12 protein-coding genes and 1 pseudogene are annotated in these 13,098 nt (G+C 67.4%); 7 read left to right on the forward strand and 6 right to left on the reverse strand.

The features are described 5' to 3' along the window. The first annotated feature begins 26 nt into the window (after positions 1-26). Positions 27-1,289: a cytochrome P450 gene (locus D6M19_RS23960; protein WP_123027757.1), complete on the forward strand. Its 1,263-nt coding sequence runs from the start codon at positions 27-29 to the stop codon at positions 1,287-1,289. A gap of 6 nt (positions 1,290-1,295) precedes the next feature. Here D6M19_RS23960 and D6M19_RS23965 read toward each other — a convergent pair whose 3' ends face one another. Further along, positions 1,296-2,285, reverse strand: a complete 990-nt coding sequence (locus D6M19_RS23965; RefSeq protein WP_234835015.1) for a DEDDh family exonuclease — start codon at positions 2,283-2,285, stop codon at positions 1,296-1,298. A 75-nt stretch (positions 2,286-2,360) separates the two neighbouring features. Here D6M19_RS23965 and D6M19_RS23970 point away from each other — a divergent pair, with 75 nt between their 5' ends. Beyond that, on the forward strand, positions 2,361-3,617 hold the full coding sequence (locus D6M19_RS23970; RefSeq protein ID WP_123027759.1) for a Mur ligase family protein: 1,257 nt from the start codon (positions 2,361-2,363) through the stop codon (positions 3,615-3,617). Next, entirely contained in the window at positions 3,610-4,326 is a 717-nt protein-coding gene (locus D6M19_RS23975; protein WP_123027760.1) for a type 1 glutamine amidotransferase, read from the forward strand. The genes D6M19_RS23970 and D6M19_RS23975 overlap by 8 nt, the downstream gene beginning before the upstream one ends. Positions 4,327-4,330: 4 nt before the next feature. Here D6M19_RS23975 and D6M19_RS23980 read toward each other — a convergent pair whose 3' ends face one another. From D6M19_RS23980 to D6M19_RS23990, 3 genes are all read right to left on the reverse strand, one after another. Continuing rightward, the gene (locus tag D6M19_RS23980) at positions 4,331-5,221 is read right to left on the reverse strand and encodes an endonuclease domain-containing protein (RefSeq protein ID WP_123027761.1); all 891 of its coding nucleotides are present in this window, start codon (positions 5,219-5,221) and stop codon (positions 4,331-4,333) included. 96 nt (positions 5,222-5,317) lie between these two features. Further along, the gene (recR, locus tag D6M19_RS23985) at positions 5,318-5,929 is read right to left on the reverse strand and encodes a recombination mediator RecR (protein ID WP_123027762.1); all 612 of its coding nucleotides are present in this window, start codon (positions 5,927-5,929) and stop codon (positions 5,318-5,320) included. An 11-nt stretch (positions 5,930-5,940) separates the two neighbouring features. Then, entirely contained in the window at positions 5,941-6,273 is a 333-nt protein-coding gene (locus tag D6M19_RS23990; RefSeq protein WP_123027763.1) for a YbaB/EbfC family nucleoid-associated protein, read from the reverse strand. Positions 6,274-6,377: 104 nt separating this feature from the next. Here D6M19_RS23990 and D6M19_RS23995 point away from each other — a divergent pair, with 104 nt between their 5' ends. Next, positions 6,378-7,124, forward strand: a complete 747-nt coding sequence (locus D6M19_RS23995; protein WP_123027784.1) for an Rv3717 family N-acetylmuramoyl-L-alanine amidase — start codon at positions 6,378-6,380, stop codon at positions 7,122-7,124. Here the strand turns inward: D6M19_RS23995 and D6M19_RS24000 are convergent. Continuing rightward, positions 7,121-7,561 (reverse strand): SRPBCC family protein, encoded by a 441-nt coding sequence (locus D6M19_RS24000; RefSeq protein WP_123027764.1) that lies wholly within the window; start codon positions 7,559-7,561, stop codon positions 7,121-7,123. The genes D6M19_RS23995 and D6M19_RS24000 overlap by 4 nt on opposite strands. A 64-nt stretch (positions 7,562-7,625) precedes the next feature. Between D6M19_RS24000 and D6M19_RS24005 the strand changes: the two genes are divergently transcribed. Both D6M19_RS24005 and D6M19_RS24010 read left to right on the forward strand, forming a co-directional pair. Then, positions 7,626-9,005 (forward strand): FAD-binding oxidoreductase, encoded by a 1,380-nt coding sequence (locus D6M19_RS24005; protein ID WP_123027765.1) that lies wholly within the window; start codon positions 7,626-7,628, stop codon positions 9,003-9,005. 28 nt (positions 9,006-9,033) lie between these two features. After that, positions 9,034-10,347 carry a class I SAM-dependent methyltransferase gene (locus D6M19_RS24010; protein ID WP_123027766.1) on the forward strand — a complete coding sequence of 438 codons (1,314 nt, stop codon included), beginning with the start codon at positions 9,034-9,036 and terminating at the stop codon, positions 10,345-10,347. Between the two features lie 7 nt (positions 10,348-10,354). Here the strand turns inward: D6M19_RS24010 and D6M19_RS24015 are convergent, their stop codons facing one another. Continuing rightward, complete coding sequence (locus D6M19_RS24015; RefSeq protein WP_123027767.1) at positions 10,355-12,226, reverse strand: DNA polymerase III subunits gamma/tau; 1,872 nt, start codon at positions 12,224-12,226, stop codon at positions 10,355-10,357. A gap of 97 nt (positions 12,227-12,323) precedes the next feature. Here D6M19_RS24015 and D6M19_RS34580 point away from each other — a divergent pair. After that, positions 12,324-12,926, forward strand: a pseudogene (locus D6M19_RS34580) (hypothetical protein); the annotation flags it as partial. Positions 12,927-13,098 lie beyond the last annotated feature (172 nt).

A 13,098-nucleotide genomic window follows, 5' to 3' on the forward strand; every position in this document is an offset into this window, starting at 1 on the left:
TCTTTCAAAGAGGTAAAGATAGCGTAATGGGGCAACCGGACGTCAGCACCGACGCACTGGTCGACTTCGACCATCACTCCGATGACTACCAGCGCAACGAACTCCGCATCAACGCCGACCTCCGACGCCGGTGCCCGGTCGCCTGGAACGAGAACTACGGCGGGTTCTGGTTCGTCACGGGCTATGACGCCGTCACCGAGGTGGCTCGCGACGGCGACACCTTCGCGCACAAGTACGAGCCCGACGCGCCGGACGGCGTGAGCTACCAGGGCGAGATGGGCGTCCCGCGCCCGCAGGGCCAGCCGCCGCTCGGCATCGGCGAGGTCGACGGGCCCTATCACCTGGCCCTCCGGCGCGCGCTCACCCCGTTCTTCTGCACCGGGGCCGTCGACAAGATGCGGCCGTTCATGGAGCAGTCGGTGCACTGGTTCATCGACCAGCGGATCGCCGACGGGCAGATGGATCTGGTGCTCGACTACGCCAGCCCGGTGCCCGCGATCCTCACCATGCGGTTGATGGGCCTGCCTTACGACGACTGGCAGCGATACGCGAACCTCTTCCACTCTGTCATGGCCGCTTCCGGCGGCGACGAATACAACCGGGCGATCGCCGAGGTGCCCGCGATGCTCGACGGCCTGGGAAAGTTCATCGCCGCGCGGCGGGCCGATCCCGGCGACGACCTGACGAGCTTCCTGGTGCAGTTCGACATCGAAGGGACGCGCCTGGACGACAGCCAGCTGCTCGACATCCTCTGGAACCTCATCGGCGGCGGGGTCGACACCACCACGTCGCTCACCGCGTTGAGCCTGCTGCATCTCGGCACCCATCGAGATCTACGCCAGCAGCTCATCGACCACCCGGAGCTGTATCGCCGTGCGGCAGAAGAGTTTCTGCGCTACTTCACCGTCAACAAGCAACTCAGCCGGACCGTGAGCCGCGACACGGTCCTTGCGGGCCAACAGCTTCGGCGCAACGACCGGGTGCTGGTCAGCTGGATCGGCGCCAACCACGACGAGCGGGAGTTCGACGACCCCGGCGAAGTGATGTTGGACCGCTCACCCAATCGCCACGTCGCGTTCGGACTCGGCCCGCACCGCTGTATCGGGGCGCCGCTTGCCCGCATCATGTTCGAGGTGATGGTCAGGGCGGTCCTGGAACGCATGCCCGACTACGAGGTCGACCTCGACGGCGTGCACACCTACGCGGGCAATCCCACGATGACCGGGGTGGGCAAGCTGCCGGTGACGTTCACGCCCAGCCAGTCGCTGGGCACGCCACGCCCGCAGTGACCGCGCCTAGAAGAGGGCGAACTGACCGCCGTCGATGGTGTGGTCGGTGAACTCCTCGATGCCGGTGCCGCCGATGACGCTGTCCAGGTGGTCCATGAACTCGGTGTCGGAGACGACCGGCACACCCAGCTCGTTGGCCTGGTAGCCCTTGCCCTGCTCGGGCTTCGGATCGTTGCAGATCACCACCGACGTCTCCGGGTCGACGGCGTCGGAGTAGGCGAGCCCGGCGTGCAAGATGCGCTCGACGAGCTCCTCGTGGGTGCGATTCACCTCCGCCGACAGCCCGACGCGCATGCCCTGCACGAGTGGGCGGCCGCGGACGAAGCGGCCAGGGTTGAGATACGGGCACGGCAGCCGCGACGCGATCATCTTCAGCGGTCGCAGCTCCTCATGGGTGACCAACCCGCTTGGCCAGCGTCGGCGCTGAACCGGCCGCAGTGGCAACCAGACCTTGCGCTCACGGGCGCGCACCAGTGCGGGCTTGAGAATCTGGGCGAGCACCAACGCGTCGTCGAGTGCGTCGTGCGGTTTCATCTGGCTGACGCCCCAGTGCGAGGCCAGCGTCTCCAGCCGCATGTTCTCGACCTCGAGATCGAGCCGCCGGGACAGCTCGACGGTGCACATGACCGAGTCGATCGGCAGTTCCACCGCGGCGAGCTCGGCCTCCGCGGCCAGGAAGGAGTAATCGAACCCCACGTTGTGGGCGACGAGCGTGCGGCCCCGCAACACGTCGACGATCTCGGCGGCGACGTCGGCGAAGGTCGGCTGACCGGCCAGCATCTCGGCGGTCAGGCCGTGCACATGGGTCGGCCCAGGATCGACACCGGGGTCGAGAAGCGTCGAAACAGTGCGCTCGACGTTGCCGTCGTCACCGACCGCGAGTGCGGCGACGCTGACGATGCGCGCCTGTCCTGGTCGGAATCCGGTCGTCTCGACGTCGACGACGGCCCAACCCGCGCCGGGGTCGGCTGCCGGCCGACCCCAGATATGGCTCACAAACGTCAGGATGGCACGGCCAACCGACAAGGCTCGGCCGCTGAGGCCGCGTGTCGGACACATAATATGCACGGAATGGTCACCCCACGCGGACGTATGGCGCTGGCGGCCGGCTCCGCGGCACGCTGGTCGTCGCGGGTGACCGGCCGCGGCGCAGGCGCGATGATCGGCGGCCTGGTGGCGATGACGCTGGACAAATCGATCCTTGGCCAGCTGGGCCGAGGCCGCCGCACAGCGATCGTGACGGGCACCAACGGCAAGTCGACGACGACCAGGATGACCGCCGCGGCGCTTGGCACGCTGGGGGTGTCGGAGCCGCGAGGGCGGCGACATCAGACGGTCGCAACCAACGCCGAGGGCGCCAACATGGACGCTGGCCTGGTGGCCGCGCTTGCAGGCGCGCCGCAGGCCGAGCTGGCGGCGCTGGAAGTCGACGAGATGCACGTGCCGCACGTCGCCGACGCCGTCGACCCGAAGGTGATCGTGCTGCTCAACCTGTCGCGCGACCAGCTCGACCGGGTGGGCGAGATCAACCACATCGAGCGCACGCTGCGCGCCGGTCTGGCGCGTCACCCCGACACCGTCGTCGTCGCCAACTGCGACGACGTGCTGATGACCTCTGCGGCCTACGACACCCCGAACGTGGTGTGGGTCGCCGCAGGCGGCGGCTGGGCCAACGACTCGGTGAGCTGTCCGCGCAGCGGCGAGATCATCGTCCGCGACGGCGCGCACTGGCATTCGACGGGCACGGATTTCAAGCGGCCAACCCCGCAGTGGTGGTACGACGACGCGAACATCTATGGCCCCGAGGGGTTCTCGATGCCGATGTCGCTCGCACTCCCAGGAAAGGTCAACCGCGGCAACGCAACTCAAGCGGTGGCCGCGGCGGTTGCGATGGGCGCCGATCCGGCAGCGGCCGTGGCCGCGGTATCGACGGTCGACGAGGTGGCAGGCCGCTACAGCATTGTGCGGCTCGGCGCACACACCGTGCGGATGCTGCTGGCCAAGAATCCGGCGGGCTGGCAGGAAGCACTGTCGATGGTCGACACCGATGCGGGCTCGGTGGTGATCTCGGTCAACGGCCAGGTGCCCGACGGGGAAGATCTTTCGTGGCTGTGGGACGTCAACTTCGAGCATTTCGTCGACCATCCGGTCGTCGCGGCGGGTGAGCGGGGAACCGACCTGGCCGTTCGCCTCGGCTACGCGGGCGTCGAGCACACGTTGGTGCACAACGCCGTCGACGCCATCAGGTCGTGTCCGCCGGGTCACGTCGAGGTGGTAGCGAACTACACCGCGTTTCTGGCCTTGAATCGAGCGCTGGCCCGTGGCTGAGTCGACGGTCCGGATCGGGTTGGTGCTGCCCGACGTGATGGGGACGTACGGTGACGGCGGTAACTCCGTCGTGCTGCGACAGCGGTTGCGGCGCAGAGGTTTTGATGCCGAGATCGTCAACATCACGCTTGACGATCCGGTGCCGTCGAACCTGGACCTGTACACACTGGGCGGCGCGGAGGATTATGCGCAGCGGCTTGCGACGCGCCACTTGATCCGGTACCCCGGCCTGCAGGACGCCGCGGCCAAGGGTGCGCCGGTGCTGGCGATCTGCGCGGCGATCCAGGTGCTCGGGCACTGGTACGAAACCTCTGCGGGTGAGCGGGTCGACGGCGTGGGACTGCTGGACCTGACGACGTCCCCGCAGCCGCGGCGGACCATCGGCGAGGTGGTCAGCCAGCCGCTGCTGCCCGGGCTCACCGACCGGTTGACCGGCTTCGAAAACCACCGGGGCGGAACGGTGTTGGGCTCGGATGCCCGGCCACTGGCCCGGGTCATCTCGGGTGCGGGTAATCGCGAGGGTGACGGTGTCGACGGTGCGGTGCAGGGCAGCGTCGTCGCGACCTATCTGCACGGCCCGTGCCTGGCCCGCAATCCCCAGCTCGCAGATCACCTGCTGTCGCGCGTCGTCGGCGACCTGCCGCCGCTGGACCTGCCAGAGGTCGACCTGCTACGCCGCGAACGCCTGGCCGCACCCCGCCGCGCGTAGCGCGTCACGCAGCGAATGTGCGGGTGAACCGTTGTAGTTCATCGATTTCGACAGCGCAGCCGCGGGCGATCAACGCCGCTTCGACTCTCGCGATGACATCCTTCGGCTTGTCCTCGGCGATCACTCGTATGACGATCCATCCCAGCGCTTCGAGCATTCGCAGCCTCGCGATGTCCTTGACGTACTGCCGTCGGCTCTTCCGGTGGTGATCGCCGTCGTATTCGGCGGCGACCTTGAAGTCCCGCCAACCCATATCGAGGAACGCCACAGGGGCGGTACTGCCATGAAGAACCGGAATCTGCGTTTCGGGCTGCGGCAAGCCGGCGTCTACCAGCCACAACCGAAGACTGCTTTCGCGTGGAGATTCGGCCCCGCCATCGACGAGCGGCAGCAGTTCGAGCAGTCTTCGAAGACCGGGTGCGCGTGGGTATCGGTCACCGAGTGCGCACACATCCGCACGCGAAAATGCCTGATTCCACATCAGCGCATCGAGACGGGCGACCGCCTCCGTTCGCTCGAGGTGGCGGCCCATGTCGAAAGCGGTACGCACCCTCGACGTCACCGGCAAGCCGGACACTCGGGTGATCTCGCCGTCCGCGATGCGGTCAGCCCTCGGAACCAGACCGGGCTGCGGGCGGATTTTCACGCCGACGAGTTCGATCGGCACATCGGGATCCACCCAGGGAGCGCCATGCAGAGCCGATGCCGCAACGCCTGCCACCACGCCCTTACGGCCCGACGCCAGCCAGGCGGCGATCGCGCGGTCCCGCAGTGACAAGTGCGCGTCCCTGCGCGCGTAGACGCCGCGATAGACCGGTGTGTACCAACGCCGTAGCTGGTGACGAGTCACGCGGCCGGCGGCCAATTCTTCACTCCCGATGAACACTTCAGACATACGGGCATCGTGCACGGGTGCACTGACAAGTCACATCGACCGACGTTTTGCAGGGAAAGTACGAGAAGATCTGTGCGAAACGTTGATCGATGTGACTCAGGTGAGCGCGCGTCGGCCCGAGAGCGCGCGGCCCAGCGTCAGCTCGTCGGCGAACTCCAGGTCGCCGCCCATCGGCAGGCCCGATGCGATGCGGGTTACGGTCAGGCCGGGGATATCGCGCAGCATCCGGACCAGATACGTCGCCGTCGCCTCTCCCTCGGTGTTGGGATCGGTCGCGATGATCACCTCGGTGATGTCGACCCCGTCCACGCGCTCACCAATCCTGTTGAGCAGCTCACGGATACGCAGCTGTTCGGGACCGACACCCGACAACGGATCCAGCGCGCCACCCAGTACGTGGTATCTGCCGCGGAATTCGCGGGTGCGTTCGACGGCCTGGACGTCCTTGGGCTCCTCGACGACACACACCATCGATGCGTCGCGGCGTGAATCGGAGCAGATCCGACAACGGTCGTCGTCGGACACGTTGCCGCACTCCACGCAGAACTTGACCCCGTCGCGCACCTTCCCCAACACGGCGGTCAACCGGTCGATGTCCGGCGGCTCGACGGACAACAGGTGGAAGGCGATGCGCTGGGCACTCTTCGGGCCGATGCCCGGCAGCTTGCCCAACTCGTCGATCAGATCCTGGACGGGGCCTTCAAACATTGCAGTACAAGTCAGAGTCCCGGCAGACCAAGGTCACCCATGCCGCCTGCGAGCGGTCCAAGCCGCTCCTGGGCGAGCAGGGTGACTTGGCGCGCCGCGTCGGCGTGCGCGCCGACGATCAGATCTTGCAGCGTCTCGACGTCGTCGGGGTCGACGACCTTCGGGTCGATCGAAACCGCCACCACCTCGCCGCTGCCCTTCATGGTGACCTGGACGAGGCCGCCGCCGGCCTGCCCGTGCACCTCGGTGTTGGCGAGCTGTTCCTGGGCTTCCATCAGCTTCTGCTGCACCTGTTGCGCCTGCGCGAGGAGCGCCGACATGTCGGGCGGGCCTCCGGGTTGCATGACAGTCCCCTTGCGTATTGGTCTCGACTTGGTTGCGCTCGCTGGCACGCGGCGTTTCGGCCTTTCAAGCGTAGACGCCCGGGCGCTACCTTGACGCCGTGCACGTGTCAGCCACCCTGCGTGTCGGCGCGACCGCGGCCACTTGCCTCGTCGTCGCCGCGTCGACGCTTGCCAGCCCCGCATCCGCCGCGCCCGCCAACATCGCGGGCATGATCGTGTTCCTCGACCCCGGCCACAACGGCTCCAACGACAGCTCGATCAGCCGCCAGGTGCCCACCGGCCGCGGCGGCACCAAGAACTGCCAGGAAAGCGGCACCTCCACCGAGGACGGCTATCCCGAACACACCTTCACCTGGGAAACCACGCTGCGGATCCGCCAGGCACTCACGGCGCTTGGCGTGCGGACCGCGATGTCACGAGGCAACGACACCGGCCTCGGGCCGTGCGTCGACGAGCGCGCGGCGATGGCCAATGCGCTGAAACCCAACGCCATCGTCAGCATCCACGCCGACGGCGGCCCGCCGACGGGCCGCGGATTCCACGTGCTCTACTCGTCGCCGCCGCTCAACCAGGTGCAGGCCGGACCGTCGGTGCAGTTCGCCCAGACCATGCGCGACCAACTGCAGGCCTCGGGCCTGGTGCCATCGACCTACATCGGCACCGGCGGCCTCAACCCTCGCTCCGACATCGCGGGCCTCAACCTGGCGCAGTACCCGTCGATCCTCATCGAGCTGGGCAACATGAAGAATCCCGCCGACAGGGGCCTGATCACCACGCCCGAGGGCAGGCAGCGCTACGCCGACGCCGTCGTGCGCGGTATCGCGGGCTTCCTCGGGGTCCAGACCCGCTAGCTGGTTTCTACGGCCTTCTTCAGGTTCGCCAGCACCTCGGCCTGAATCTTCTTCAGCCCCAAGGGCGCAAATGTCTTCTCGAAAAACCCGCCGATGCCGCCCGCGCCGTTCCACGACGTCTTGACGGTGACCGACGAGCCGGGTCCGGCAGGCGCGACGGTCCAGTTGGTCACCATCGAGCTGTTGGCGTCCTTCTCGATCACGGTGTGGCCTGCCACGTCGACGTTGGCCTTGACGTCGCGCACCCGCGACTTGGTCGCCTGCAACTTCCAGCTCGCAACGGTGCCTGCGCCCTGCCCGCCTTCGAGAACCTGGTAGTCGAGATAGTGCGCCGAGAGGATCTTCGGGCGGACCGTTGTGTAATCCGCCACAGCCGCCAACACTTTCTCCGGTGTGGCGTCGATCAAGACGCTGCTGGCGGCGCTGACCTGTCCCATCTCCTATGACTCCCCTCGTTGTGATGCGGTCGCATCGGCCGCAGACGCGGACTAGCGTATATGCGTGTCTGTCCCGGCCACCGAAGCACGTGCTACGCACGCCGACGGCGTGCGGCGGCTCATCGCGAGCTACCGTGCGATCCCGCCTGCGGCCACCGTCCGGCTGGCCAAACCGACCTCCAATCTGTTCCGCGCCCGCGCGAAGAGCAACGCCAAGGGCCTGGACGTCTCGGGGCTGACGGGTGTGATTTCGGTGGACCCCGACGCACGGACCGCCGACGTCGCGGGCATGTGCACCTACGAGGACCTGGTCGCCGCGACACTGCCATACGGATTGTCGCCGCTGGTCGTCCCGCAGCTGAAGACCATCACCCTCGGCGGTGCGGTGACCGGGCTCGGCATCGAGTCGTCGTCGTTCCGCAACGGCCTGCCGCACGAGTCGGTGCTCGAGATGGACATCCTCACCGGCACCGGTGACGTGGTCACCGCATCACAGGAGCAGAACGGCGACCTATTCCGCGCCTTTCCGAATTCGTACGGCACGCTGGGCTATTCGGTCCGACTGAAGATCCAGCTGGAGCCGGTGAAGCCGTTCGTGGCGCTGCGGCACCTGCGATTTCGATCGCTGCAGGAGCTGGCCGCGGAGATGGATCGCATCATCGAGACCGGCGGCATCGACGGTGCCCCGGTCGACTATCTCGACGGCGTGGTGTTCAGCGCGGACGAAAGCTATCTGTGCGTCGGCGTGCAGACCGCGACGCCGGGGCCCGTCAGCGATTACACCGGCCAGCGCATCTACTACCGGTCCATCCAGCACGACGGCACCGAGAAGCACGACCGGCTGACGATCCACGACTACCTGTGGCGCTGGGACACCGACTGGTTCTGGTGCTCACGGGCGTTCGGCGCACAGAACCCGAAGATCAGGCGGTTCTGGCCGCGGCGTTTCCGGCGCAGCAGCTTCTACTGGAAGCTGATCGGCTACGACCAGCGCTTCAACATCGCCGACCGGATCGAGAAGCGCAACGGCCGGCCACCGTTGGAGCGCGTCGTGCAGGACGTCGAGGTGCCGATCGAGCGGTGTGTCGAGTTCCTCGACTGGTTCCTGGCCACCGTTCCGATCGAGCCGATCTGGCTGTGTCCCCTGCGCCTGCGCGACGACGGGAACTGGCCGCTGTACCCGATCCGGCCGCACCACACCTACGTCAACGTCGGCTTCTGGTCGTCGGTGCCCGTCGGGCCGGAGGACGGCTACACCAACAAACTGATCGAGCGCAGGGTCAGCGAGCTGGACGGACACAAATCGCTGTACTCCGACGCGTTTTATTCACAGGATGATTTCGACGAACTTTACGGCGGGGAGGCCTACAAAACCGTAAAGAAGACATACGATCCCGATTCACGTCTCCTCGACCTGTATGCAAAGGCGGTTCAACGGCGATGAGCACTAGCGCAATGAACGGAGGTCACCGATGACGACATACAAAGAGCAACAGACACCTACGCAGGCGCGAAGGCTGAAACTTGCCGAGATCCTGGAGATCTTCGCCGCGGGTCAACTGCCGCTGAAGTTCACCGCGTACGACGGGAGCACGGCCGGACCGCAGGACGCCACCGTGGGGTTGGACCTGCTGACCCCGCGCGGCACCACCTATCTCGCCACCGCGCCGGGCGAGCTCGGGTTGGCCCGCGCGTACGTGGCAGGCGACGTCGCGCCGCTCGGTGTGCATCCCGCCGATCCGTACGAGCTCCTGCGGGCACTCGCCGACAAGATGGACTTCAGGCGGCCGCCCGCTCGGGTGCTGGCCAACATCGTCCGCTCGATCGGCATCGAACACCTCAAGCCGATCGCGCCGCCGCCGCAGGAGGCGTTGCCTCGCTGGCGGCGCATCGCAGAAGGACTGCGGCACAGCAAGACCCGCGACGCGGAGGCGATCCATCACCATTACGACGTCTCCAACACGTTCTATGAGTGGGTGCTCGGCCCTTCGATGACATACACGTGCGCGTGCTACCCGCACGCCGACGCAACGCTCGAGGAAGCGCAGGAGAACAAGTACCGGCTGGTGTTCGAGAAGCTGCGTCTCAAGCCGGGCGATCGACTGTTGGACGTCGGCTGCGGCTGGGGCGGCATGGTCCGTTACGCAGCCAGCCACGGCGTCAAGGCGATCGGGGTGACGCTGTCCAAGGAGCAGGCGGCATGGGCGCAGAAGGCGATCGCCGAGGACGGCCTGTCCGACCTATGCGAGGTCCGGCACGGCGACTACCGCGACGTCGCCGAATCAGGGTTCGACGCGGTGTCGTCCATCGGGCTGACCGAGCACATCGGCGTGCAGAACTATCCGTCGTACTTCGGCTTTCTCAAGTCGAAGATGCGGCCGGGCGCGCTGCTGCTCAACCACTGCATCACCCGCCCGGACAACCGGCAGGGCCCCTCGGCGGGTGGCTTCATCGACCGCTATGTCTTCCCCGACGGGGAGCTGACCGGATCGGGCCGGATCATCACCGAGGCGCAGGACGTCGGCCTCGAGGTCGTGCACGAGGAGAATTTGCGCCACCACTACGCGTTGACGCTGCGCGACTGGAGCCGCAACCTCGCCGAGCATTGGGACGAGGCCGTCGAGGAGGTCGGGCTGCCGACTGCCAAGGTGTGGGGACTCTACATAGCGGGCTCGCGGCTGGGTTTCGAGACCAATGTCGTTCAGCTGCACCAGGTTCTGGCGGTCAAGCTCGACGACGACGGCAACGACGGCGGGCTGCCGCTCCGGCCGTGGTGGACGCCGTAGAGGCGGCCTAGCTGCCGTCGATGCGACGGGCGCCGAGCTCGTTCTGCAGTAGCTCGAGCGCGGCCTCCTCGGGATCGCGGCGCACTGTTTCGGAGTCGTCGCTGCCAGCCTCGGCAAGCATGCTGTCCTCCTCGTCGCGCGCAATCGCGTGGTCGTGGCCACCGGCGGCCGCTGCGGCACCGGCGGGCGACCCGACCTCGAAGCGCACCTTGAACCCCACCCCGAGTGCATCCTTGAGCGCTTCCTCGACGACGTCGGTGTTGCGCTGCTCGTTGAGCCGCTTGGCCAGCGGCGCGGACTCGTGGTTGAGCAGCAGCGTGCCACCGTCGACGGTGCGCACGACTGCCCCGGCCAGCATGACCGCCAGCGAGCGGCTGCGGTCGCGGACCCTGTCCAGCACGGTCGACCACTGCCTGCGTACCGAGGCGGCGTCGGGTTCGCCGACGACGGCGGCAGCGGACGCGGCGGGCACCTCCACCACCGGGTCGGCTGGCGGCTGCACAGGCGGCGGGGAGGCAGGGGGTGGCTGCACCGCTTCTGGCGCGACGGGTTCGGGCGAAACCGGTTCTGGCGCAGACTTGGCAGCCGACGCAGGGGCACGCTCCTGCGGTTGAGGCACCTCCGCCTGCGGTGCTGCGGCCTTGGTCTTGCGGACGAACTGCTTCGACGGCTTCGCCTCCCGCGCCGCGGGCGAGGCGGCGGTGGTGCTGTCGGCGGGAATCGACATGTCGAGCCGGGTCTCGATGCGCTCGAGCCGGTGCAGCAGAGCCGATTCCGTATCGCTGGCCGAGGGCAACAGCAGGCGCGCGCACACCACCTCGAGCAGCAGTCGCGGCGCGGTCGCGCCACGCATCTCGCCGAGTCCCGCGTGCACCACCTCGGCATACCTCGCCAGCGTGCCTGCGCCGATGCGGGCGGCCTGGTCGCGCATCCGGTCCAACACGTCGCCTGGTGCGTCGACAACACCGCGGGCGGCGGCGTCGGGCACCGCCTGCAGCACGATCAGGTCGCGGAAGCGTTCCAGCAGGTCGGTGGCGAACCGGCGCGGATCATGGCCCGCGTCGATGACCCCCTCGACGGCACCGAACAGTGCCGCGGCGTCGCCCGCTGCCAGCGCGTCGACGGCGTCGTCGATCAGCGCGACATCGGTGGCGCCAAGCAGAGCCAGCGCCCGCGGATACAGGACCCGGTTCCCGTCGGCGCCCGCGAGCAGCTGGTCGAGCACCGAGAGCGTGTCGCGTGGTGAGCCTCCGCCTGCACGAATGACCAGCGGGTAGACGGTCTCGTCGACCTCGACGCCCTCCTGCTCACAGATCCGCTCCACCAGCGACCGCATCGTGCGCGGCGCAAGCAGCCGGAACGGGTAGTGGTGGGTGCGCGAGCGAATGGTCGGCAGCACCTTCTCCGGTTCGGTGGTCGCGAACACGAAGATCAGGTGGTCGGGTGGCTCCTCGACGATCTTGAGCAAGGCGTTGAAGCCCGCCGTGGTCACCATGTGCGCTTCGTCGACGATGAAGATGCGGTAGCGCGACTGCGCGGGGGCGTAGAACGCTCGGTCGCGAAGCTCACGGGTGTCGTCAACGCCACCGTGGCTGGCCGCGTCGAGCTCGACCACGTCGACGCTGCCGGGTCCGTTGGGGGCAAGGGCGACGCACGAGTCGCACACCCCGCACGGCGTCGGGGTCGGGCCCTGCTCGCAGTTCAGCGACCGGGCCAGGATCCGGGCCGACGACGTCTTGCCGCAGCCGCGCGGACCGGAGAACAGATAGGCGTGGTTGATGCGGCCCGCCGACAGCGCGGTGGACAGCGGTTCGGTGACATGCTCCTGCCCGACCACGTCGGCGAATGTTGCCGGTCGGTACTTACGGTAGAGCGCCACGCTCAGCAGGCTACCGACTCATCCGGACACATCGCCGCGCGCACTGTGGCGCCTGTGATCGAACCGCGGTGGCCGTTCGTCGGATCAGAGGCGTTAGCGGCGGGCCAAGGCCGCATGGCTGTGGTCGAAACGTCGCGGCGTCGTCGCGGGACTGTCGGCGGCTGCAGTGCTTGGCACCAAGTGGATCGACCCCACAGAGCCTGCCGAGCTGATTCACGACAACCGCAGGCCGCCACCGAATCTCGTCGTCAGAACCGAGAAGCTGTTGTCTGGCGAATTCCTAGCTTTGGGCGAAATGCATGTCACCGCACCGGCCCGCACCATGTTCGATCTCGGTCGCCACATCGCAACGCCGACGGTCGCGGTGCAGCGACTCGACGCCCCGGTCAACGCCACCGACGTCAAGCCGGCCGACGTCGAAGCGGTGATGGCCGCGCACCCTGGTGCCCGCTACCTCCCGAGACTGCGACGGGTGCTTCCGCTGGTGGATGGCGGCGCGGAGTCACCGCGGCATCGAGTACGACGGGCCCCAACACTGGACAGACCCCGCGGTGCGGCAACGCGATATCGAAAGCAATTTGCCCTAAACGAGTTGGGCTGGCTGATCATCCGGGTCAGCAGAGACCTGCTGCGCTACCGGCGTGCCACATACACCGCCAGGGTCGACAACGCCCTGCACTCGCGTGGCTTTCATTTGTGAATCTGACGATGTTTCCGGCGGCTCAAAGTCAAGTGGTTAGTGCAACGGCGTTAGGCGGCCGCTTGGGCGAGTAGGGCGTTGAGCCGGTCGGCGGGTGTGTCGAGGTCGAGCGTGGGTCGTGGTCTTTTGTTGAGGGTGTCCTGGATGTGTTTGAGGTCTGCGGCGGTGTGTA

Source organism: Mycolicibacterium stellerae (genome assembly GCF_003719305.1).
GTDB lineage: Bacteria > Actinomycetota > Actinomycetes > Mycobacteriales > Mycobacteriaceae > Mycobacterium > Mycobacterium stellerae.